The 24363-nt window shown below is 56.1% G+C and carries 16 protein-coding genes; 10 read left to right on the forward strand and 6 right to left on the reverse strand.

The window, feature by feature from the left end; all coding sequences use genetic code 11:
• The first annotated feature begins 57 nt into the window (after positions 1–57).
• The 5 genes from HMJ29_RS20190 (at position 58) to HMJ29_RS20770 (ending at position 5899) form a co-directional block, all read left to right on the forward strand.
• On the forward strand, positions 58–1476 hold the full coding sequence (locus HMJ29_RS20190; RefSeq protein WP_171593186.1) for a TraB/GumN family protein: 1419 nt from the start codon (positions 58–60) through the stop codon (positions 1474–1476).
• 156 nt (positions 1477–1632) lie between these two features.
• A complete protein-coding gene (locus tag HMJ29_RS20195; RefSeq protein ID WP_244678988.1) occupies positions 1633–2418 on the forward strand; it encodes an erythromycin esterase family protein in 786 nt (261 codons plus the stop codon).
• Positions 2419–2513: 95 nt separating this feature from the next.
• Complete coding sequence (gene rlmD / locus HMJ29_RS20200; RefSeq protein ID WP_171593188.1) at positions 2514–3923, forward strand: 23S rRNA (uracil(1939)-C(5))-methyltransferase RlmD; 1410 nt, start codon at positions 2514–2516, stop codon at positions 3921–3923.
• A 480-nt stretch (positions 3924–4403) separates the two neighbouring features.
• The gene (locus tag HMJ29_RS20575; RefSeq protein ID WP_253805660.1) at positions 4404–5690 is read left to right on the forward strand and encodes an acyltransferase family protein; all 1287 of its coding nucleotides are present in this window, start codon (positions 4404–4406) and stop codon (positions 5688–5690) included.
• Between the two features lie 8 nt (positions 5691–5698).
• The gene (locus HMJ29_RS20770) at positions 5699–5899 is read left to right on the forward strand and encodes a hypothetical protein (protein ID WP_366670850.1); all 201 of its coding nucleotides are present in this window, start codon (positions 5699–5701) and stop codon (positions 5897–5899) included.
• 173 nt (positions 5900–6072) lie between these two features.
• Here the strand turns inward: HMJ29_RS20770 and thiL are convergent, their stop codons facing one another.
• The gene (thiL, locus tag HMJ29_RS20210) at positions 6073–7104 is read right to left on the reverse strand and encodes a thiamine-phosphate kinase (RefSeq protein WP_171593190.1); all 1032 of its coding nucleotides are present in this window, start codon (positions 7102–7104) and stop codon (positions 6073–6075) included.
• Between the two features lie 288 nt (positions 7105–7392).
• Between thiL and HMJ29_RS20215 the strand changes: the two genes are divergently transcribed.
• Positions 7393–7977 (forward strand): hypothetical protein, encoded by a 585-nt coding sequence (locus HMJ29_RS20215; protein WP_171593191.1) that lies wholly within the window; start codon positions 7393–7395, stop codon positions 7975–7977.
• Between the two features lie 261 nt (positions 7978–8238).
• Here HMJ29_RS20215 and HMJ29_RS20220 read toward each other — a convergent pair whose 3' ends face one another.
• Positions 8239–9984 carry a M3 family oligoendopeptidase gene (locus HMJ29_RS20220; RefSeq protein ID WP_171593192.1) on the reverse strand — a complete coding sequence of 582 codons (1746 nt, stop codon included), beginning with the start codon at positions 9982–9984 and terminating at the stop codon, positions 8239–8241.
• 69 nt (positions 9985–10053) lie between these two features.
• The gene (locus tag HMJ29_RS20225) at positions 10054–11163 is read right to left on the reverse strand and encodes a ferredoxin--NADP reductase (protein ID WP_171593193.1); all 1110 of its coding nucleotides are present in this window, start codon (positions 11161–11163) and stop codon (positions 10054–10056) included.
• A 219-nt stretch (positions 11164–11382) separates the two neighbouring features.
• Here HMJ29_RS20225 and HMJ29_RS20230 point away from each other — a divergent pair, with 219 nt between their 5' ends.
• Positions 11383–12072 carry a peptidoglycan DD-metalloendopeptidase family protein gene (locus tag HMJ29_RS20230; protein ID WP_171593194.1) on the forward strand — a complete coding sequence of 230 codons (690 nt, stop codon included), beginning with the start codon at positions 11383–11385 and terminating at the stop codon, positions 12070–12072.
• Between the two features lie 105 nt (positions 12073–12177).
• Here HMJ29_RS20230 and HMJ29_RS20235 read toward each other — a convergent pair whose 3' ends face one another.
• On the reverse strand, positions 12178–15225 hold the full coding sequence (locus tag HMJ29_RS20235; RefSeq protein WP_171593195.1) for a T9SS-dependent choice-of-anchor J family protein: 3048 nt from the start codon (positions 15223–15225) through the stop codon (positions 12178–12180).
• 189 nt (positions 15226–15414) lie between these two features.
• Entirely contained in the window at positions 15415–16626 is a 1212-nt protein-coding gene (locus tag HMJ29_RS20240; protein ID WP_171593196.1) for an ABC transporter permease, read from the reverse strand.
• 51 nt (positions 16627–16677) lie between these two features.
• Here HMJ29_RS20240 and HMJ29_RS20245 point away from each other — a divergent pair, with 51 nt between their 5' ends.
• The 3 genes from HMJ29_RS20245 (at position 16678) to HMJ29_RS20255 (ending at position 19543) form a co-directional block, all read left to right on the forward strand.
• Positions 16678–17913 (forward strand): exo-beta-N-acetylmuramidase NamZ family protein, encoded by a 1236-nt coding sequence (locus tag HMJ29_RS20245; protein WP_171593197.1) that lies wholly within the window; start codon positions 16678–16680, stop codon positions 17911–17913.
• Positions 17914–18041: 128 nt separating this feature from the next.
• On the forward strand, positions 18042–19019 hold the full coding sequence (gene fmt / locus HMJ29_RS20250) for a methionyl-tRNA formyltransferase (RefSeq protein WP_171593198.1): 978 nt from the start codon (positions 18042–18044) through the stop codon (positions 19017–19019).
• 38 nt (positions 19020–19057) lie between these two features.
• Entirely contained in the window at positions 19058–19543 is a 486-nt protein-coding gene (locus HMJ29_RS20255) for a dihydrofolate reductase (RefSeq protein WP_171593199.1), read from the forward strand.
• A 180-nt stretch (positions 19544–19723) separates the two neighbouring features.
• Here HMJ29_RS20255 and porU2 read toward each other — a convergent pair whose 3' ends face one another.
• Positions 19724–24292: a putative type IX secretion system sortase PorU2 gene (porU2, locus tag HMJ29_RS20260; protein WP_171593200.1), complete on the reverse strand. Its 4569-nt coding sequence runs from the start codon at positions 24290–24292 to the stop codon at positions 19724–19726.
• Positions 24293–24363: the final 71 nt, after the last annotated feature.

Genomic DNA, 24363 nt, shown 5'->3' on the forward strand with positions numbered 1-24363 from the left:
GGCAGTAGCCGGGCGGCGCCTTTTTTATTCTCTACCAGCTGTTGTGTTATCTAGTTTATGCGGGTACCTTTTCTACTATTACTGCTCGTCATTTTACCCTTCGCTGTATTGGCCCAGGCTCGCCTCAATTTGAACTTTGAGCCGGAGGTGAACCGCCATCAGCCCCTACTACTGTGGCTAAGTCGCTACAATGGAACGGGTGCGCAGGAAGCTCAACTACTTAGGGTAGATACGGTAGCTAAAGCGGCTAGTGGTCGGGGCAGCCTGCTTGTTGATGCCAGCCGGTTTGATGAGCCCGTGAATGGGGCTTTTTATACCAGCATCACGCCCGCAGATTCTATGCGAGGCCAAACAGTAACCATCAGCGCCGGCCTGCGCACAGAAGGGTTTACGGGTAAAGCATTCCTATACGCCTACGCCCAATCGGCAACCATCGGAGAAAATGGAGAAAGCCTGGCCAGCAATGATAACTTCAACTCGCCGCCCCCACCAGTTAGCTCTGGATGGCAGCGGGTTCAAATCCAGCTACCCGTTCCAACTGCCACAACAAACCTGCTCTTTGGCCTACGGTTTCAGGGCCAAGGCAAGGTATGGCTCGATGATGTGCGAGTAGAATGGGGCAACGGACAGCGCTACCATGATCAACTCCTACCCGGCACTGAGCCATTGGTGCTTACTGCTGCCGCCCGCCGCCCCAACTGGGATTTTGAGCAACCTAGGCCACTCCTTCCCGATCCACGTTATCTGGCCCTGTCCGACTCCGTAACTCCGGCCCACCACGGCCGCCGCAGTTTGCATCTCAAGCCAACCGCCGGCGCTGTTGCGCCCTATGCCTACCTGGGCCAGGTGCCGCTTGACACGGCACTGCGTGGCAAAACGCTGGTGGTGCAAGGGTACCTCCGTGGGGCAACATCTCCGGTAGCCTCCTTTTATTATACCCTCCTGATTGAGGACAACCGCACGGGCCAGCGCCGCGGTGCACGAAGCTTACTCCGGGAATTACCGCTACACACTGCCGCCGCCGCCCCTGCGGAGTGGAGGGCATTCAGCGTGTCGATACCCATTACCTGGAACCAGGACTTCTCTCAACTGGCGCTTGGGGTACACCTAGGCAACACGGGCGAGCTGTGGGTTGATGACCTGCGCCTACTGATGGATGGCAAGCCTTACACCCCTCCCACCGATGCTGCTGCCGTACCGTTGCCTACTGCCGCGGAGCTGGCTTGGCTCCGGCAGGCGGCCGTGCCTCTGCGCACCGCGGCCCCCGACGGTGGCGACGTAAAAGACCTAGCCGCTTTTGGGGCCCTGACTGGCAAAGCGCAAATTATAGCGCTGGGCGAAGTGACCCATGGCTCTCGGGAAGTAGCTCAGCTTCGGCACCGCCTTACGCGCTACCTGGTTGAGCAACAGGGCGTCAGGAGCCTAATGCTGGAAGCTGATATGGGAGCCTGCTTAGTCCTGAACGAGTACGTGTAAACCGGGCGAGGCAACCCGCGCCAGCTCCTGAGCCAGTTGGGCCCCTACAACTCTGCTGAAACCCTGGCGCTGATACAATGGCTGCGGACCTATAATGAGCGAGCTACTACTAAGGTGCAGGTATGAGGCCTAGAATGCCAACGCCCGGCCGAGGTAGTGGCCTGGCTGCGGCAACTCTTGCCGCAACGCGCGCCCGTACTGCAGGCTCTGCTAAAACAGCTGGTTGTGCAACTGCAAGAACTACCCAGCGCTGGTATTCGCCTGAACCCATTTACTGCACCAAGTACCACAGAGCCACGCCTGCAGGCAGTGCGAAACATCATCGGACAAATTCGCCTGGGGGTTGATGAGCGCAACCGCCTGCGGGGTGCTTCTGAGTTTACCCTAACGGATGCCGCCATCCAGCACCAGCTGTTGCAGATGCTAGACCAGTACGCCACCTTCCAAACCTTAGACTCTGACCTGAGCTCTGCCTACCGGGCTGCTAGCTTAGCCGAGAACATTTACTGGTGCCGCAGCCAACAGCAGGGCGGTAAGCTGCTTGTGTTGGCGCATAACAATGTAGTAGCGGCTACTGGCACTACAGCCCAGCTGTTGCGCGCTACGTACGGGCCCGAGTACGTAACGCTGGGCACGGCCTTCGCCACGGGTAGTTTCCTGACTGACAATGGATTTGGAGGGAAACCAACCGTTACACCCGCAGTGGCTGCCATGCCTGGTAGCTACGAGTACTATTTCCAAACGGCCAAACTACCTCTCTCCTACCTCGATCTTCGTGCCCCTGCGCTCCTGCCCGGTACCCAGTGGCTTTACCAAAACCTGCTGTTGCGCGATGTAGGCCACTCGCCCACTCCCTCCACTTTCCTCCGCCACGAGATCAGGCGAGAATTTGATGCCCTGCTATTCATTCCGGTTTCTACTCCCTTACAGGCTGTGCCCTAGTCCAGTGCTAACTGGCCTAGAAGCCACCCAGCGGGCCAGATACAAATCCGTAAAATCGGGGAAATCCGTCTCAATCCGTGATTACCTTTGCGTTTGTGAGGAAATCAGTAAAGAACATCCCGGCGGAGCTGCTCCGCGAAGTTGAAATCACCGACATGGTGGCCGAAGGCAAATGCCTGGTGCGCCGCGAGAACCTGGTCATTTTTGTGACACAGGTAGCCCCCGGCGACGTAGTAGACCTGCGCGTAACCAAGGCCAAGAAGAACTTTCTGGAAGCCGTACCCACTAAGTTTCATAAGTATTCGGAGCTGCGCGTGACGCCGTTCTGCGAGCATTTTGGTACTTGCGGAGGTTGTAAGTGGCAGCATCTAGCCTACGAAACCCAGCTTAAGTTCAAGCACCAGCAGGTAGCCGACACGCTGCAGCGCATTGGCAAAGTGGCCCTGCCCGAAATTCTGCCCATTCAGGCCTCGCCCGACCAAACGTATTACCGCAACAAGCTAGAGTACACGTTCAGCCACAACGGCTGGCTTACGAATGAGCAGATTGCCAGCGGCCACAATTACGAGCGTCGCGTGCTGGGCTTCCACACCCCGGCCCGTTTCGATAAGATCCTCGACATCAACCACTGCTGGTTGCAGCCCGACCCCAGCAACCAGATCCGCCTGGCGGTGCGCGACTATGCCCTAGAGCATGACCTGCCCTTTAACAACCTGGTTACGCAGGAAGGCTTCCTACGCAACCTCATCATCCGTACGACCAACTCTGGTGACCTGATGGTGATTTTGCAGTGCTACTACGCCCACGACGCGTTGCTGCCGTTGCTGGATTATATCTACGAGCGGTTTCCGCAAATCACCTCACTCAACTACGTGCTCAACGACAAGGGCAATGAAACCTTCCACGACTTGGAGGTGGTGTGCTACAAGGGCGAGCCGTACATACATGAGGAGATGGAAGGCTTGCGCTTCCGCGTGGGGCCAAAGTCGTTCTACCAGACGAACTCTGAAGGGGCCTACAACCTATACAAGATTACGCGCGAGTTTGCTCAGCTGACGGGCTCAGAACTGGTGTATGACCTGTATACCGGCGCTGGCACCATTGCCAACTTTGTGGCGCGGCAGGCCAAGCACGTAGTAGGCGTGGAGTATGTAGAGTCAGCGGTGAAGGATGCCTACATCAACTCCGAAATCAACGGCACAACGAACACCGAGTTCTACGCCGGCGACATGAAAGACGTGCTCAACGCCGAGTTCATTGCCAAGCACGGCCGCCCCGACGTTATCATTACCGACCCACCTCGCGCCGGCATGCACCCCGACGTAATAGCTCGCCTGCTCGAAATGCGCGCGCCCCGCATCGTGTACGTCAGCTGCAACCCCGGCACCCAAGCCCGCGACCTGGAGCTACTGGATGAGGCCTACAAAGTGGTGAAAGTGCAGCCCGTAGATATGTTCCCGCATACCCACCACGTGGAGAACGTGGTGTTGCTGGAGCTACGCTAAGCAGGATGAAGAGCTATACTCTAGCATCTACTATTGCTTTACTAGTAGGCTGGAGTATAGCTATACTTTTCCATGGCATGTTTTCAGTAGTAACAGGAGGCAGTTTGGAAAGTGCTGATACTATTGTTGTAGCGTTTTGGTCATTCCTGTTCATGATGCTGGCGAATGGGCTCTTCGTTCAATGGCCAGAGAAATACATTAGCCGGTACTGTCTTTCACATACTCGACTTAACTTCTTACTTGCCGCAGTAACTTATGCAATAGCATGCTTCTTCACATTGATTGGCTGGCTTTTCCTAAGCACTGAATTTTGGGTAGTTTATATAGATGCGGCACTTATTGGCCTAGGATATGGCTTTTGCTTTCCACGTTTCTGGAAGCGGCCTATTTCTAAAAATGCTACACCAACGCCTCTAATCTGAACGGCAGCATTACCTACTAGACCTCCCTATACTGCCCGACTTTTATCCATCTTGCTTCATGCGAAGAATTGAGTACCTCGATAGTGTCCGCGGACTCGCTGCTTTTGCGGTGGTTATTTATCACTTCACTGGCTGGCGGTGGGCCGAGACGATGGAATTCAAACTGGGTGCCATCGTGTTTAACGGCGCCGACGCCGTATCTCTGTTCTTCGTGCTGAGTGGGCTGGTGCTTTCCTGGAAGTACTTCCACCCTGATGAGTCATTGGCCATAAATGCCGCGCATTACCGCCCCTACGTTATAAACCGAGTGGTGCGGTTGTACCTGCCGTTTTTAGCTGCATTGACGGTGTATTATGTATACGGCCACCGCCATGACCCTCTGCGGCAGTTAGTAACTGAGTTTCTCAAAAACACCTACCATTGGTTTGAGGAGGCGTTGCTGGTGCGGGGCAAGCACGACATTTACGGCCCCGGTTGGACACTAGAGGTGGAAATGGCAGCTTCGCTGTTTGTACCGTTTCTGGCGTTGCTGCTTCGCCACAGCCGGCAGTTGTTTGTGGGGCTTATGTTGGCTGTGTTATTCATTGGTTCAGGCCTGATCTTCTGGGGCATCCAACACTTTTGCTTAGGCATGCTCCTAGCCTACTTTTTCCGTCAGATAGAGGCCTACGATATGCGGCAAGCCTCCTGGTATCGGTACCGCTACCTCGTGTACATTGCCGTACTCGCGCTGTTTTCCATCCGGCATATCACTCGCATCTACCCTATCGGTGACATTGGCAATTACTGGATGGGCATTTTCAGGCTGGATTTGTTTCACTTCACTGGCCTAGCGTCGGCGCTCATGCTGGCCTTTATAATTAACAGGCCGCAGCTACAGCGTTGGCTTACGGTCCGGCCGCTGCTATTTCTGGGGCGCATCTCGTATAGTGTGTACTTAGTACACTGGTTCTTTGTGGCCTACGTGATGGACCACTGGAACAAACTTACGGTTCACCTTCCCGGCCCTACTCAATCTTTTTGGGGTATGCTTGGCCTTACGGTTGTCAGCACCCTTCTTACCGCAACAGTGTTCAATGTGCTGGTAGAGCGGCCGGCTATCCGGTTGGGGCGTAAGCTCTCTGACCGTCTTACCCCCGAGCTTTGCGCATCCAGCACGCTTCTTAACTCTGCTCCCCTATGGACTACACCAACGACCCCGAACTCAACGGCAAATATCTCGGCACCATTACCAAAGACTTTGCGGCCGTTTCTGATACGCTCAGCGAAGCGTCCTCCCAGATCCGCAAGCGGGACATTTCAAAGTACCCCATTTTTGTTTTTGCTCGCCAAGAGGTGCCGCTAGGTGGCCTGTTGATTAACGCCGATGAAGCTAACCTGGAGTGGCACGTTTTTGCCAGCTACTTGGAGCTGTTCGTGCAGCAGGGCATCGTAGGTCAGGAGGGCATTGAGGCCTTCCAGAGTACTTACCGCGACGCGGATGAGTATTGCTGCCTGTTTGTGCTCGATGAGGAATTCACCAACTTCGTGTACATCCCCTACCCGGAAGATTAGGGTCATTGCGAGTGAAACGAAGCAAGGTTCCCTTCTCAAAGCGCGAACCGTCAACAGAACAAAAGCCCTTACCTCCCGTGCGGAGGTAAGGGCTTTTGTTCTGTTGACGCTTGCTAACCGCGAGAAGAATAGAATAGATTACTTCGCTTGGCTCACACTGGCGGTTTCGTTGATTACTCGAAGTGCTGGAATCCCTGCGCGCGAAGCGGTACGGGCTGGCCAGCTTTCGTGATAAGATTAGCGCCTTCGCTCTTGTCCACCATGTGTCCGATGATGGTGATATCGGGGTGGTTTTTGAGCTTATCGTGAGCAGACAACGGCACGGTGAAGAGCAGTTCGTAGTCCTCGCCGCCGTTGAGCATGCACATAATGGGGTCGAGGTTAAACTCCTCGGCTACTTCCAGCGTGGGGTTGGCAATGGGCAGATTTTCGGTGAAGATGCGGGCCCCTGTACCACTGGCCTGGCAGAGGTGCAGTACCTCGGAGGCCAGCCCATCCGAAATATCAATCATGCTGGTGGGCGTCACGCCTAGGTCGCGCAGCTCATGAATTACGTCCATGCGGGCTTCCGGACGGAGCTGGCGCTGCAGCACGTAGGGGTATTTTTCCAGCTCCGGTTGCGTTTCCGGGTCGGCTTGCCAGGCTTGCTTTTCCCGCTCCAGAATCTGTAACCCCAGGAATGCACCGCCCAAGTCGCCGGTTACGCAGATGAGGTCGTTGTGGTGGGCACCACTGCGGCGCACAGCTTTGCCGGCCTCAACCTGGCCTAGCGCCGTGATACCGATGGTGAGCCCTCCGCGGCTGGCAGTGGTGTCGCCGCCTACTAGGTCCACGTTATAGGCTTCACAGGCCAGGCGCATCCCATCATACAGTTCTTCCACGGCTTCCACTGAAAACCGGGCCCCTACGCTTAGCGCCACCACAATTTGGGTGGGCATGGCATTCATGGCGGCAATGTCAGACACGTTTACGGCCACTGCCTTGTACCCCAGGTGCTTGAGTGGGCAGAACGTCAGGTCGAAGTGCACGCCTTCTACCAGCAAATCAGTGCTGATAACAACTTCCTGTCCGGCTGGGGGCGCGAGAATGGCGGCGTCGTCGCCGATGCCCAACACCGTGCTGGGCTGATTGAGAGTAATTGTATTCTGAATTCGGCGAATCAAACCAAATTCACCTAGTTTATTGAGAGGGGTGATATCACTCATGCTGGAAAGCTTAAGATGCGGAATTGAGGAGGCAAGCAGTAGGCCACCTAATGGGCAGCAAAGGTACAACGGTGGCCTATAGTGATGCACTATGTAGCTCTACGCTGTGAGTGTGCCCTATAGGTTAGGCCTACACTATGCCCTCCAACCCTCAGCCTGCCAACTTAGTTTATGCGTAGAACTCAGTGCCTTACCTATTGCGCTATTTCTTGTAGAATTACTATTGGTGGATTGATTGTTTTTGCCAAGATTTTCGTTGGCATCTTGCTGCAACTTCACTTCGTTTGTATGAAAAACATTATCTGGCTTTTGGTAGCCTTGGTTATGGCAACCACTAGTTGTAACCGCAAACCCAAAGCTATTGATCCGGCTTCCAAGGAAGCGGTAAAAACGCAGGTCAATATTCTGCGCGACTCCGTGCGTGACCGGTGGTCAGAAATGGTGACCAGCGACGACGATAAAATCCGGAACGTGCAACAGGTGCTAGTGGCTCTCGAAGCACAGCCCGGCACCGACCGCGCTCAGCTGGAAGGCCTGCAACGCGCCACGGCCCGGCTGAAGGACCGGCGCTACACTCAGGAATCCATGGCCGAGTCGGCGCGGATTGATGCTTACGATTCCGCTCAGGACTCCTTGTTGCAGATTGTTTACCGCATTGCCCTACCCACCGATCGTCAGCCAACGGAATCTGTTAAAGCCCTCACCGATAAAATTCAGGATGCAGATGGCCAGTTAGTTGGGTTCAGGGTGCGCTACGACCAAGCTGCCACGCGCCTCAACAACTACCTGCAGGTACACACCGCTGAACTTGACCAACTAGGTGGCCAATACAGTAAACTGAAACCATTACCGCTGTTTACTCTGCAGGAATAGCCTGCGTGGTTGCCCCTTCATCAGTAGATCCGACGAACTACGTCGGATCTTTTTTTGCTTGGTACTCAGCGGTTCGCGAAAAGCCCCATCCCCCATGCAACCTTCTGGGCTACTTCCTGCTCATTCACCTATTAGTCCACAATCCTACTCCTTCCATCATTCCTATCCAGCTGTTTTTACTCAGAGCATGTGCTATGCTATAGAAAAAGGCGACCGGTTTATCGGTCGCCTTTTTCATTGCTTTAAGGCAAGCTAAGTGGCCTAGAGGCGGGTCATTTCCTCGTGCACGAAGTCGGCCAAGGTGCGCAGGTACGTGGTTGAGAAATCGAAACGGATACCTGCCGCGGCATAGATCTCGCCAATCGGAGCAGTATAGCCTAACGCCAAAGCACGCTTATAAGCCTCAAGACCCTCTTGTGGGTTTTGGCGGTAGTTGCGCCACACCGCAATAGCGCCCAATTGAGCCATGGCGTACTCAATGTAGTAGAACGGCACCTCATAGAGGTGCAGCTGCTTCTGCCACAAATACGGTTTGAAGTTTTCCAGGCCTTTCCAGCTCACGGTGCGCTGGTTAAACTCATCAAAAATCTCTGTCCAGCGCTGGTGGCGTTCTTCCTCCGAGTGCTGCGGGTGCTCATACACCCAATGCTGAAACTTATCGATAGTGGCTACCCAGGGGAAGGTTTCCAGCACACTCTCTAAATGAGTTTTCTTGGCCCGGCGCAGCTCATCGGGGTCAGTGAAGAACACATCCCATTGGTCCATGCTCATCAGCTCCATGCTCATAGAAGCCAGCTCTGCTACTTCAGATGGCGGGTGCTTATCAGCTGACAGTGGCAAGCGGCGCGTCAGGAAGCTGTGTACAGCGTGGCCTCCTTCGTGCAACATAGTTACTACATCACGCAGAGAGCTAGTGGCGTTCATGAAAATGAACGGTACACCGGTTTCATCAAGCGGATAGTTATAGCCGCCGGGAGCTTTCCCCTTCCGGGATTCCAGGTCGAGGTGGCCCATCTGACGCATGGTGCGTAGGCAGTCCCCTAAGAAGGGGTCGAGGTTCTGGAATACCGTAATGGTCTTCTCCAGCAGTTCTGCACCCGTTTCAAAGGGCCGCAAGGGGGCCTTGCCCGATACGTCTACATCCAGGTCCCAGGGGCGCAGCTCAGGCAGGTTTAAATCTTGGCGGCGCTCCAAGTCAATATCATCAATCAGAGGCACCACGGTTTCCCTGATGGCCTGGTGAAAGTCAAAACAGTCCTGAGGAGTGTAGTCGAAGCGGCCAAGGGCCGCGAACATGTAGTCGCGGAAGTTGGCGAAGCCGGCATTGAGAGCCATCTGATGACGCAACCCAATCAGTTCCGTGAACAGGGCATCAAGGGGCTTTGCATCTTGCAGCCGGCGCGCCTGAATAGCCCGCCAGGCTTCTTCACGCACTGCTCTATCCGTATTTTTCAGACGATCAGCTGCGCGGGGCAAAGTGATTTCCTCCCCATCCAGGGTCACCGTCATGGCCCCTACTGTGGCGGCATATTGCTGCTGCTTGGTGCTGGTTTCGGTTTTGAGAGGAATATTCTCAGAACGGTAGATTTCCAGCGCCTGGCGCACTGAGCGAATAAACACCCGGTACTGCGCCGGATCTAGTTCGGGCAGGTACGCAGAGGCTATCAGTTTCTCGTTCAGAGCATGATCATAGGGCGCCACGTGGGGCTCAATCTCACTTACAAAGTACTGGAAGGCCTCAGCCCGCGCCTGCTCCTGCGTATCGCAGGTCATGCGGATGTAGCGCCAGGCCAGATCTTCACTCAACGCCGACTCCAGCTCTGAGCGGTCTAACAGCCAGCGCTCCAGCCCCTGCCCTGAGTCAATGGTCCGGTCGCGCAACTCAACGAAATATGGTTCAATTGCGGCCCAGTCGGTCACGGTAAACGACTCGGGCAGGTACTGCCGGGGCGGACGCTGCGTGTCGGTAGCCAAGTCGGCAGCAGTAGTGTCAGAAGTTGGTATCATAGAAAGGTTCTGTACGCGAAAACTTGGGGAACAGATTAGAAAAAGCCAACTACAGTGGCCTACTTCCTGCTAATCAATTTCAATCACCACATCGCTCGTAAGGGGGTGGCCTACGCAGGTGAGCACGTAGCCCTGGCTGATTTCCCGGTCTGATAGGCCCTCGCGCTCATCCAGGTGTACTTTACCCGACAGGCATTTGCCGCGACAGGCGGTGCACAGGCCTGCTTGGCAGGAATAAGGCAGGTCAATATCCTGATCGAGGGCCGCCTCCAGAATGGTCTGGTTGGGCTCTACTTCAATCTTATATTCTGAGCCCTCATAGTTGATAGTTACCGTGCGGGCTACGCTTTGGCCCTCGTCGTCTGCCGTTGATACATCACCGTGGCCATTAGGCTGGGCGGCCGTGGCTTCGGCGGTATCGGCGGCGGCCACAAAACTTTCGCGGCGGATGCGGCTGGCCGGTACTCCCAGCAGCTCCAGGGCAGCTTTTGCTTCCGTCATTAAGCCTTCTGGTCCGCACAGATAGTAGTCTGCCTGTTCGGCCGGAAACTGGTGGCGCTGCTCCAGAATACGCAGAAGCATGGTGCGGTTAAGGCGGCCCGTGTGTTGGTGCGCCGCAACCGGGCCCGTGGGCTGGCTATACACGTGCTCCACCTGAAAACGGTTGGGGTATTGCTGCTCCAAACGGCGCAGTTGCTCCCGAAAAATCACCGACTCTTCGTTGCGGTTACCGTAAATCAGGAGTACGTAGCTCTTGGGCTCCTCTTGTAATACAGCCTTCAGCATGCTCATGAGAGGCGTGATACCTGACCCGGCTCCTACCAATACAAAAGAGCGAGCGGAGTTAGCAGCAGGCTTCAGGGTAAAGTTGCCAATGGGCGCCATCACTTCCATCTGCTGGCCTACGCGCACCGTATCAAGCAGGTAATTGCTCATCAGCCCGCCCGGCACCCGCTTTACTGTTACGGCCAGCCGGGGCGCCTCACCGGGGGTGCTGCTCAGAGAATACGCCCGGCGCTCCTTCTTCCCGCCGGGGCCGCAAGGTAAAATAAGGGTCAGAAACTGGCCAGGCTCGCAAGTCACGGGCTGGCGGTCTGGGCGTTCAAAGTGGATGGTAACGGCGTCGGAGGTTTCCTGGGTGAGCTCGACTACGTTTAGCGTGAGGTACTGACTGCTCATAGGGTGGTACGGGTACTGGAAATCGGGAGATGGGGAAACTAGTAACAATGAAGGTGGCCTAGGGTTGGCCTGCTACGCAAAGTACGGGATTCTGTGCCGGATAGCTTAGCTTGCGCCGGACTTCAACGGAGTGTAAAATCTTGCGTTGGAGGAGTGGCCCCGGTGCTTCATGCTACGCGCTAGGCCACTTTGGCAGTCTGTTCATCTCTTTCCCACTTTATGCTAGCTCAAATTCTGGAAACTCATCAGCACGAATTTGCCGCCGTGCTGCCCGTTGACCTCAATGCCCCCGATGTAGCCCGCCTTGATTTCACGGCAGCCAACCCGTTGCTCCAGAATGCCAACCTGCGCGATACTGCCGCCTTTGAAGAGCTGGTGAGCCAGCTGCTTGCAGCTCAACATGCGCACATTGGCGTGGGCGGCTACCTCGAGAACCGGGTTATTTACCGCCGCAGCGGCTTGTTTGGCGCGCCCGATCCGGCGGTGCCTTCCCGCTCGCTCCACCTGGGCGTAGATGTGTGGCTCCGCGCTGGCACCCCCGTACTGGCGCCGCTTGATGCCGTGGTACACAGCGTGCAGGACAACGATAACTTCGGCGACTACGGCCCCACCGTAATTCTGGAGCACCAGCTCGAGGACACGACTTTTTATACCCTGTATGGCCATCTTACCCGCCGCGAAACCCTGTTGCTGCGCCCTGGTATGGCCATTGAAAAAGGCGAAGTATTTACGGAAGTAGGTCCGGCCCCTGAAAACGGTGACTGGCCCCCGCACCTGCACTTTCAGGTTATCAGTGATATGCTGGGGCTAACGGGGGACTTCCCCGGCGTAGCCCTCCCTGCAGAGCGGGATAAATGGGCCGCTCTCTGCCCCGACCCAAACCTGATTTTGCAGAGCCAGTGGCTTTAGGCCAGGTACACATGCAGCAAGCCTAGAGCAGCCACCTTAGTATGTGACAAACAAAAAGGCCCCGCACAGTAGTGCGGGGCCTTTTGCTTAGCTCTGGTAAAGCGCTTATTGCTTCACAAAGCGGCCAAAGTAAACTTGCTGGGCGCTGGTAGCGCGCACCAGGTACATGCCAGCTTTGAGAGATCCTACACGCTGGCTGAGCTGCTGCGTGAGCAGCTCAGCGCGGCCAGTACCCACAAACACCACCCGACCATCGGTAGAGGTTACGTTCAGGGTCAGCTCTCCTACCTGCGTAGGCAGCTGCAGGCTCAGGGTATTGTGCACCGGGTTGGGGCTGATGGACAGCTGCTGCGCCAGACGAGCCGACTTAGTTGAAGTAACCGTGCCGAACACGTACCGGGTTTGCACTGGGTAGTGGTCAGAAGTAGTGTTGGCATAGTTCGGAATCAGAGCAGCGAGGCTAGTCTGAATTTCGGCCGAACCGGTCAGGTAGTTAGCAGCCAGTTCGTTTGAAGCCACGGCGTGGTCAATTACGTCGTTGTAGCTCACCGTCGACTTCTTCTTGGCCAAGCTCAGGGGCAATGTGAGTGCCTGGTAGTTGGCGGCATCATCTACGAACGCCTTATACGAAGACTCCGTAGTGGGAGCACCAGCGGTGATAGTCTCGTCGAGGTCGTCGTTATAGTCGCCCACAATCACAAACTTGGTGGTGGGGTAATCGGCATCAAGCTTAGCCTTCAGAGCCGTAGCACCCGCTTTCCGGCGGTTATAGGCATCAACTACCGGGCTGGTGTTGGCTTTAGCGTGAATCAATACTACCAGCATGTGGTTGGTGGTGCCGTTCAGCTCCACATCAGCCTCCATGGAATAAGGGTAACGGCCCGACGACCAATCGGAATAAGCCGCGCAGTTGGTTGCCTGGTTATCACACTCCAGCAGCACCTTGAAGGTGGGGTTCTTGATAACGCTGGTACGGTACACGAATACCAGCTTCTGCGCCGTGGCATAGAAGGAGTTATTCCCGGCCGAGCTTCCGCCCGATGCGGCCGGCGACACCATGTAGCGGTAGCCACCCAACTGGCGCACAACCGTACCCAAACGCACCGTATCAACTACCTCAGCCAGCGCAAAAATGTCGGCGTTGAGGTTAGTGAGCATGGTTTTTACGTTCTCCTGCTGCAGAGCCTTGTCTTGGGGACCCAGGCCTGCCTGCGAGCCAAACCACTCAATGTTCCAACTTACTACTTCCAACGTGTTAGCCACGTTGTAGGTGTTGCCGGTAGCATCAATGGTGAGGGAAGTTGCGCCTGTGCTGGCCACCGTGAGGGTGCTGCTGTAGCTGGTGCTGGCCTGCGTGGGGCTGAAGCGGACAGCAATTGTTTTGGGGGTACTACTGGCTTCAATAGCGTCGAAGCTTATAGAGTTGCTGAAAGCGGTACCATCCTTCGACAGCTGAAAAACTGGGTTAGAGGAGGTAATGGTGGCGGCGGCCGTCAGGTCGCGTAGGGTTACGTTCAGCGTTTGGGTGGTTACCGTGTTAGGAGCGCGGTAGCCAAAGGCCAGTGTAGAGGTGTTTACTGCCAGCGATGGCGGCGGCGCAGTGGTAGAGTTGCGCACACGAATGTCATCCAGCGTCCAGCGCGCGGCTTCATCAGTAGTAGAGTTATACACGAAAGCCACGTACAGCGTAGCCGACTTGAAAGCCGACAGGTCTACGTTGTCCGTCAGCGTCCAGGTGTCGGAGCCAATAGCCGGGAAGGCGGCATCAACGGTTGTCCAGGTTACGCCGGCGGCGTTGGGGCTGCCGGTACCGGAATAGTTTGTGGAAACTTTCAGCTGCAGCGGGGCACCACTGAAGGCCACGCGGCTGTAGAACGACAGCAGCGGATAGGCAAAAGAAGACGTATTCAGCGCCGGCGAAATCAGCCAGTCTTCGTTGAGCACGCTGGAACCAGAAAAGCCGTTGATCTGCAGGCCGTTGGGCTTAGAGGCTTTGCCGGTAGCATCATTAGCATCGCGCCCGAAGGTGGTGCACCCCCAGGTTTGAGCACCCGTTACGCTAAACTGCGTCCAGCCTTCCGACGGAGAGCCCGTGCAGTTATCAAAGCTGAAGAGCAGGTTGTTGGGGTCGAAGGCGGTACCCGAAACGGCAACCGTCTGGTTTACTCCACCGGGGGTAGTGTGCGTGATGTTGCCAGAAGCAGCCCCAATAGCCGTGGGGGTGTAGCGCACATATACTGGCTTGGCAGTAGCCAGTTCAGCCGGGGTGAAAGTGATTGTAGAGCTGAAAGCGGTGTTGTCCTTCGAAACCGTAAAGCTGGCGGGAGCCGTAACGGTCACATCGCCCGTGAGGTTTACGGCGCTGATCTGGTAGTTCTGCGAAGCAGAAGCCGTATTGATCAGCTGGCTGGCAAACGTGAGAGGTGTAGTCGGCACCGAGATGGCTGGGTCAGTGGCCGATACGGTATTCCAGGTCAGCGAAAAGTCGTCGATGGCCGTAGTAGGCCGGCTGCCTGAACCCGTAGAATTGGCCAAAGCTACAATCCGAATCCATACTTTCTCGCTCTTGTTGTTGAGCGCGTTTTCGAAGTCGACTGTAATAGGCGTATTGCTGAATGAGGTGTTACCTAAGCTAGTGCCTGAGCCAATGGTCTGGAAGTTGGTGGGGTTCTCACCAGTGCCATAATCTACGCGCCACGCAGTAGTACGAGCGGAAGTATTATCCAGCGACTGAAGCTTAAAGGAAAGCGAAAAGCTGGTTTTGTTAGTGGTGTTAACAGCCTGAAAAACAAAAGCAGCTCCGGGGTCTCCGAAACTGCCCGTCTGGCGTACGCCCAGGGCGCGGTCAGTAGATGCGTCTTGTGCGGCAGCATCAGCAGCAGCCGTTAAGCCATCAGCGGAAGCATAATTGCTAAACCGCCCCGATGTGTTCGCCCAGGGCGTCTTGGCAGTTGTGAGGGCCACTTCAGTGCCGAGAGCAGTAGCTGTAGCGCCCGTACGAACGGAGAAGCCAACAGGCAATGCTGTACCGATACCGTCGAAATCTTGGGTATAGGAGCTGTTTTGAAGCGTTACCTGCGCCATAGCCCCCGTACTGAGGCCCAGAGCCATCAGAGCCGGAAGCAAACGCTGTAAACTGTACTTGTTCATCATATAATGAATGAAAAGGTGGAGGAAGGTTAAGCGGATGTAAAGTACAAAAGTACCCGCAGCAATTCGCTGCAATGTTACCGTTGTGTTAACAAAAAAATCATAAAGGAGCCCTCATAGTACAATTCTTGTAACATGAGGGCTCCTTTACAGGCATAGTATGCCGGGTTGAGATGTGGACTTTTACCTTGCTTAGTCGAACTTGATAGCGGTTACCGGCTTAATACGCGAGATGAGATACGTGGGAATAAGTACGGCCAGCAACGATGTAAGAAAAGTAGCCGCGTTCAACACCACAATAATAAATGGGTCCCAGTACACGGGCACGCGGTCCATATAGTAGTTCTCGGGGTCAAGCGGAATGGGGTGGAAAAAGTACTGAATGGCACAGAACCCCAGGCCTACCAGGTTGCCGTACAGCATGCCGCGCAAGGTGAGGCTCAAGCCCCGGAAGAAAAACATGCTCCTGATCTGGTTGTCGGTAGCCCCAATGGCCTTAAGCACCCCAATCATATTGGTGCGCTCCAGAATCATGATAAAGATGGTAGCCACCATATTAAACGTAGCTACGAAAATGATCAGAATCAGGAAGATGACCACGTTGCGATTCAGCAGTTGCAGCCAGTCGAAGAGCTGGGCATACTGGTCGGTAATCTTATCCAGCTTCAGGTCGTAGCGCAGGTTTTCATACAGCGTATCGGCCACGGGGTCGAGGCGGTTGAAGTCTTTCAGCACTACTTCTACACCTCCCACCAGCGTATCGGGCCAGGAGTACAGCTCCTGCACCTGGCGTAAATCACCGATAACGTATACCTCATCAAACTCGTCTAGGCCAGTCTGATAGATGCCGCTTACCGTAAAGCGCCGGACGCGGGGCGGGTTCTGAATGAAGTAGAACAGGGCTTTGTCGCCGGGCTTGAGGCGCAGCTTGTCGGCCACTTTCCGCGAGAGCATAATATCGTTGCTGGCCGAATCAGGAAACGACAGAAACTTGCCCTCGACCAGGTTCTGGCGCATGGGTGAGGGCCCCGACTTCTCATCAATGCCCTTGAGCACCACGCCCAGCACTTCCTCTTTGGTTTTGATGATGGCGGCCTTACGGGCAAATGGCTGCAAGGATTTCACCTGCGGATTACTCTTCAGCTCCTGCAACAGCTGCGGCGTGGCAATGGGCGCCACCTGCAGAGAATTGTTGGTATCGTACTTGCTGATCTGCAAGTGCGCGCCAAAAGAGAATATCTTGCTCTGAATCTCGTTGCGGAAGCCTTCCAGAATGGCAAACGACACCACCATCACAGCAAGCCCCATGGCAATGCTGATGATGGCTATCTTTGTCACCGACGAGGTGAAAGAACCGGAGTCGGCCCCGTCAATCTTACCAGATATGTACTTCGATACGTTCACTGGCGTAAAGCTACGTGAACCCGACCAGTTTTCCAGCCTCGTCTCCCGCCCATGTTTCCAGCCTTTTCCACCGGCCTGCTAGGCCTCTCGCTCCTGCTCTCTGATTGTGCCCGCCCGGTAGCCACGGCCACACCGGCCGCTCCTGCTACTTCGGTTACAACTCTACCCGCAACTGTGGCGCCTGCACCCAAGCAAGCCTTGCGCGTGGGAGCTGAGCAGTTTGACCGTTACCTGCCGCTGCTGAAGGGCAAACGCGTGGGCTTGGTGGTTAACCAAACGGCGCGCGTAGGCCAGGCATTTTTAGTGGATACCCTGCTGGCTAAGGGGGTGGGGGTAAAAGTGATTTTTGGGCCGGAGCACGGTTTCCGGGGCGAAGCTGCGGATGGGGCTACTATTAAAGATGGTAAGGACTCCCGCAGTGGCCTACCGGCGCTTAGCCTTTACGGCGCCACCAAAAAGCCTACCCCCGAAATGCTCAAGGATGTAGATGTGCTGGTGTTTGACATTCAGGATGTGGGCACGCGCTTCTACACCTTCATCAGCACCATGCACTACGTGATGGAAGCCGCCGCGGAGCAAGGGAAAGAAGTTATTATTCTCGACCGGCCCAACCCCAATGGCTGGTACGTAGATGGCCCCGTTATGGAGCCCCAGCACAAGTCGTTTGTGGGCATGCACCCTATTCCGGTGGTGCACGGCCTAACGGTGGGGGAGCTGGCCCGAATGATAAATGGGGAGAAGTGGCTGGCGGGCGGCAAACAGTGCCGCCTCACCGTGGTGCCCGTGCAGGGCTATACCCATGCCACCCGCTACGAGCTGCCCGTGCGCCCTTCCCCCAACCTGCCCAATGCCCATTCGGTAGCCTTGTACCCCAGCATTTGCCTCTTTGAGGGCACTGATGTAAGCGTGGGCCGCGGCACCGACTCGCCTTTTGAAGTAATTGGGGCCCCTACCCAGCCTGCTACCCGCCCCTACCGCTTTACCCCCAGGCCCAACACTGGCTCGCCTACCCCGCCCCAAAACGGCAAGGTTTGCTATGGCCAGGATTTGCGCCAAACCGGCAACGATGTAGGGTTCAGCCTGAAATATTTGTTAGACTTCTACCAGCAGAGCACCGATAAGGAGCACTTCTTCGGCAAGTACTTTGAGCAGCTCACAGGCACGCGCAGCCTGCGCGAGCAGGTAATTGCCGGCAAGTCAGAGCAGGAAATCCGTAACTCATGGGAGCCGGCGCTAGGCCAGTATAAGGCCATGCGCAAGAAATATTTGCTCTACCCTGAAGCATAGCCACCGGCTGCTACGCCCTGGTAAATAAGAGCCTGGCCCCATCTGAACCCATACCTTCAGGCCGCCTAGTTCAGGTAGGGCTAGGCCTTTTTCTGCTTTCAGGATATCCGTTGTATACTTTTGCTCCCATGACAACACCTACCCCTGCTGCACCACTCCGCGTTATTTTCATGGGTACGCCTGAGTTTGCCGTGCCCACCCTCCAGGCCCTGCTTTCTTGGGCGGGCTGCCAGGTAGTAGCCGTACTTACAGCTCCCGATAAGCCCGCGGGCCGCGGACGCCAGCTAGCGGAATCGGCGGTGAAGCAGGCCGCAGTGCAGCACGGCTTACCAGTGTTGCAACCTACCAACCTCAAAGACCAGGCGTTTCAGGCTGAGCTACTGGCCTACGCCGCCGACCTGCAGGTGGTGGTGGCCTTCCGAATGCTGCCCGAGGCAGTCTGGAATATGCCTCGCCTCGGCTCCATAAACATTCATGCCTCATTGCTGCCCCAGTACCGCGGCGCGGCGCCAATCAACTGGGCGCTCATTCACGGCGACACCCAAACGGGCGTAACGTCCTTCTTCCTGCGCCACGAGATTGACACCGGCGACCTGATTTACCAGGATGTAGTAAACATTGTGCCCGAGGATGATTTTGGCTCTCTGTATGAGAAGCTGAAAGCGGCCGGAGCGGCGCTGGCGCTGCGCTCGGTGCAGGCCATTGCGGCGGGTACCGCGCCCAGCTTGCCTCAGCCAGAACTGCCTGATTTGCGCCCCGCCCCCAAACTGCAAAAAGAGCTCGGCCGCCTCGATTTCACGCAACCGGCTCCGGCACTGGCCAACCTGGTGCGGGGCCTCTCCCCCATCCCTACTGCCTTTACCCAGCTGCCCGATGGCCGCACCCTCAAAGTATTTAAAGCTCAACCACTTGATGATGAAGATGCCAGCGGCCCCGATACCGGCGTGCCCGGCACCTGGTTTACTGATGGCCGCACGTACCTGCGCGTGCAGACTGCTGATGGCCTGCTAGACTTGCTGGATGTGCAGCTGGAGGGGAAAAAGCGCATGAACACCCCTGACTTTCTGCGCGGCTTCAACGCCAGCCTTCTCAAAACAAACCTGTAGGCTACTTCTTCCGCACTTGCTCACCACGCACCATACACATGACCGGTTTAGTAGTAGCTGTAGCTCAAAACGGAGTAATTGGGGGCGACAACCGCCTGTTGTGGCATTTGCCGCTTGATCTGAAGCATTTTAAAGAACTCACTCAGGGGCACCCCATCGTGATGGGCCGACGCACTTACGAGAGCATTGGCCGCCCCTTACCCAACCGCACAAATATTATAGTCACCAGGCAGCCCAACTGGCAGGCTCCGGGTTGCGAGGTGGCCTACTCCGTACCTCAGGCCTTAGAAATGGCGCGGGCCCTGGATGAGCAGGTGATGGTAATTGGGGGTGGCGAAATCTACCGCCAGGCGCTACCCGCCGCCGAAGTGGTATACCTGACGGAAGTGCACCACGACTTTGAAGGCGACGTAACCTTCCCGGAACTCTCGCCCGTTGAATGGCGCGAAGAAACCCGCGAGCGGCACGAGCCCGACGAGAAGCACGCCTACCCTTTCAGCTTCGTAACCCTCCGGCGCAGATAATTGACGCATAGCTTTCTCCGTTCTCTACCAGTAAGTACAATGCTGCGCTGGGCCAGCCAACGTCCAGTTACAGGACAAGAGCAGTGCAGGTGCATAATGGCCTAGCAGGTGGTTGAAACTGAACAACAGCAAAGAGGCAGCCCGTATAGGCTGCCTCTTTGCTGTTGCATGCAGGATAGATTATCGCAGAAGCACGAGCTTACCCCACCCCTGTTTGAAGGCCTTGTCGGCGGAGGTGGCGCGGTGCTCGAAGGTGTTCTGCGGGTCATCGAGTACCATGCGGTAGAGGTAGGTGCCGTTGGCTAACCGGTCACCGAATTCGTCGGTGCCATCCCAGGCGTAGTCCGTCATGTTATTGCCAATACGCAGGGCACCCATCTCGCTCATCATAATTTCGCGCACCACGCGCCCGGTTAAGGACATGATTTGAATTTTCATGTTGCGCGGCACTTCGCTGCCCGTGATGGTAAAAACGAACTTCGCCTTGCTGGTAATCGGGTTAGGGTAGGGAAATACGTTGGAAATGCCCGCGGTAGTAATTACCTCAAACGTAATACGGTAGGGCTCTGAGCCTGCCAGCTTACCCGAACCATCTTTGCCCTGCACCTCCAAAGTATAGATGCCATCTTTCAGCGGGGCAGTTTTGCCGAGTTGCACTTCCAAACGAGCCAGCCCCTGGGAAGAATCAGCGGCAAATACTACGTTGGCCGCATTCAGATCAAGCGGCACGGAAGTAGTTCCGCCCGGGCTGGTAAGGAACAGACTGAATGCCGTCCGGTCTTTGATGGGGCGCAAACGGTCCTGGTCGCGGAGCTGCACCGTAATAAGGGGCTTCGCCGATACGATGTCGCCGTTTAACAGATGCCGGCCATCGAAGGCCACATCCAGCACGGGTGGGGTGTCCTGGTCGTCTACCTGGAAGGCAGGTATCCCTTGCTCGTTGTTGAAGTAGTACAGTTCCGGCTGCCGGTTAGGGCTCAGGGGTTGATTGGGGTTTAGCACCACCTGGCCCGACATATTCCCGAACAAGTCCCGAATATCCAGCTCTACCTGGTACGTGCGCTGGGTGTGGGCAGTCAGCGGGGCGCCGGGCAGCTTAATGAATTTCTCACGCACGCCATTATTATCGTTACGCACTAAGATGTAGGCTGCTAGTGGCGCGGCAAAGTCGAAGTCGGCTACGTTTTGAAAGGTAACTGGCACGGTGATTTTGCCTTGCTGAGCCGCTTGTTGCGCTAGGGTTGCTCCTGACAGGGCTACTGCCTGCGGGCGTACCACGCCTTCTGGCACGCCCTCGTAGGTAACGAGCCACTGCTTGAGTTGCGGCGCTGGCCCATTGCTCGTCACTACAGCCTGCAACTGCAGATAAGGATACGTAGTAGCCGAGATGGCGCTCAGGTCGAGCGTGCGGCTTGTCACGTTCTGGTTTAGCACTACAGCATTATTGGAGGCATCAATACCAATCAAGCGGAGAGTATAGCTCCCGCCGCCACCCGTGCGGATAGTATGGAACAGCGTTTCCCACTTACGAGCCGGCCCAATGCGGGTAGAGGTAATAGTAGCCTGCTGACTACCGGCGTCAAATACCCATTGTCCGCCGGGGGCCGTTACGCTTACGCCCGCCTTTTCATCGCGCTGGAACTGGCCTACGTGGCTCTGCGACCAGCCACCAGTGTTGCGACCATTAATAACCCGGAAAGAACTAGTGGCCCACCCGGCTTCTTCCCCCTGTTGGGGCGCATGGAAGCGCAGGCGCCAGTACCAAACCACACTGTCGCGGCTGGCTTGCGTTGGTACAGTTACGTTCCACTCCGGCACCATTACAGCGCCGAACGTCGTGCGCTGCACTAAGGGGCTGTTGAAAGTCTGAACAGTGTCAAGCTCCATATCATACTCCCGGCTTGTAGTGGTAGCCAAGTTGCTCTGGCCTACCAGGCGCACAGTGCGCGAACCAACAATACCAAACTCCGGCGGACTGAGGGCCGTTACCCCGCCCGTCAGGAACGTGTAAGTAGCCGTACCGCTGTTGTTGTCTTCGCGCAGCTCATCAATCAGGTTACGGGGGTCCACTTCCGCCAGGAAAGTATTCTGCCCTGATATATCCCCCAGGTTGGTATTCGGGATGATGAGGGAGTAGGTAGTATCGCGGCGGGCCTGTGGCACCGAGAAGATGGGCAGAGTTAGCGTAGTGGTGCCAAAGGTGCGGGTAACCTTAATTTCCAGGGGGCCGGTTTGCACCCGGCCGGGGTTAGCCACGCGCACCTGCACCTGAAACTCAGGGGAGTTGATAGGCACGATGGTGGGAGCTACCTGCACACTGGTCACCTGAAAATCTGGCTTGAGTGGAGCAAACAGCTTCAGAGCCGGGTCGCCGGCCCAGATGGTGTTCATGAGCATAGCCGTGGTGGCATTAGGGGCGGTGTTAGTACCCTGCAACCGCCGAATTGCTTCCTGTTGCACTACAGCAATTGGCTTACCATACCACTGCTGATCAGCAAATAACAGCTTCACCATTTCAGTGTGCAGTTCCTGCAGGTCATAGGCAAAGCCCAGATCGGATTCGCCCATGAACCCAATGAAACCCTTATCGGCGGCTAGCAGGTACTTCTCGCCCCCGAAAGGCACAATAAAGTTGAAGGAGTTACCGGCTGCGCAGCCGCTTACATACATAACCGGATACTTGCCCTTGTTAGCAATACCGTTGGCGGCGTTATCGGGGTCAGGAATTTCCCAGTTTAGATTTGCCTGAGAGCCGTGGCCGAAATAAGAGATGAAGGATACGCCCGCATTCAAATCAGGCGCCCACGGAATAGGCACCCCTCCTGGCGACACACCCGGGAAATCTGCGCGCAAGTAGTGCTTCACTACCCGCCCCGCAAATGGGGGCTTCACTACGTAGGCCTCATACTGCCGCACAAAAGAGGCAAACAGTTCCCGCTCGGGCGCGTCATTCCCCCCGGACATGTGTAGCACGTTCTTGCGCCAATCAGCGTATCCCGCCGACTCGTGCTCTTTCAGCTTGTTGAGATAGTTTACTACCTGCTGAGGCGTTTGCGCAGATATGCGGCCGGTGGCCATACGCGGTACGTAGCTATTGCTCTGCCAGTTGGCAGTAAAGAAAATATCAGAAATGGCGCGGGTACTGGCCGGCACCAGGTTCCGGACCGGGTTATTGCCAGAGCAGTCACCATATAGCTGAGGATACTGCCGGTGGTAAGCGGCTCCGCCCGGTACTGATCCGCACCCGCTGGCTTCGGCAATACCAAGGCCTTTGCCTAGCAATAGCAACGACATAGGTCGGGTATTACCCGCCAGCATCCATTGCGCAAACTGCCGGATTGCCAAGGATGACTTCTCGCCGTAGTGAAACTGGTCGTAGAGTTGATCGGAGGTTACCACCAGGGTATCATGGCTTCCTCCGGCCGCCGAAGCACGGTACTCCGCATAAGCGCGCACCGGGTTATTCACGCTACCCGCGGGGCGCATAAGCACCTGGTGAGATATAATCAAAAAGTTGTGCGCGGCGGGAGTAATCTGCCGGAACTGCACCCGCTTTCCGGCCTGGGGTACTAGGGGGCGGTCGGCGTCGGCAAGCATCAGCGAACGAGCACGCCCGTCGGCCCTCGGGAAAACATAGCCGCGTCGGTTAACTCCTAAAACCTGCCCCTCAATGCGTTGCACGTTAAATGGGTCAGTTACATCATACCCTCGCACCGAAGCCGGGATAGAGTCTAAAGTATAGTAGGCTGGCCCACTTAAGGTAGAGTCGCTGGCGAATAGCACCTGGGAGCGGCGCAGCCGCCACCGGGGGTTCTGGGAGAAAGAAAGCCGGGTGTAGGCCACCCGGGCAATGTCGCCGCGCGAGCTACCCGTAGCAGTTTGCTTCACTTGAATCTGGACCTGCCCGGTTGCATTGCGGTCAGATGCCAGCAACGCATACGACTGACGCCGGTAGTCAAAGTCGGAGTAGCTCAGGGTGCCCAGCAGGCGGGCGCCGCCAGGAGCTAGCACATACACCTCGGAGCGGTGCGCCCCTGTGGTTTTGCCCACTACCTGTATATCTACCTGCGGCACCTGACCCGAAGCAGCCACTGCCCAGACTGAGTCAAACGTTATTGTGTACCCATTACCCCCAAACTCATCACTGAAAAAGCCTTCACCTCGCTCAGCCCAGGGCTGGTACACGTTGGTTTCGTCGTTTACTACGTTGGAGCGGAATGATTCTACCCGCAGGTGTTGCTGCCGCCATGAAGCGTGCGGCGTAGCCCCCGCCACATTCGACTCCGCCATGCGCTTTCCATTCGCTACGGTGCTCCATGTGAGGAAGTACGAAGCGGTATCAGTGAAGAAGCTGTAATAGGGCTGGGCCTGATCTTGGGCGTTGCGGAACATGCCGCGGTCCAGAGCGGCATCATTCCGCTGCCCAAAGAACTCTACGAAGGTGGTAGGATCTAGGGTAGTTTGGTTACCACCCACATAAATGGCTACTTCCTTACCCCGGCGCCACAGCTGCAGCCGCTGCGGACTTACGCCGCTGGCACCCGCCTGCAGGAGGTACTGGTAGTTAAGCTGATAGAGGCCAGTACGCGCTACCTTAATCTTGTAATACTGTTGGCCAGGCACAATCCACTCGTTGCCGTACGGCCCTGATTGTGCCTGCGCTGCTGTGCCACCAAGCAGCAGGAAAGCTGCCAGAATAGCTACCCACCGGGTTAGGGCCAGCTTTTGTAAATGGTAAGGTTGTTTCATATAGTATACCCTGGAATGCTGAAACTGGGCAAGAGAGGCCTCGCTAGGCCACTCCTTTTCAGTCCGGTCCC

Source organism: Hymenobacter taeanensis (assembly GCF_013137895.1).
GTDB lineage: Bacteria > Bacteroidota > Bacteroidia > Cytophagales > Hymenobacteraceae > Hymenobacter > Hymenobacter taeanensis.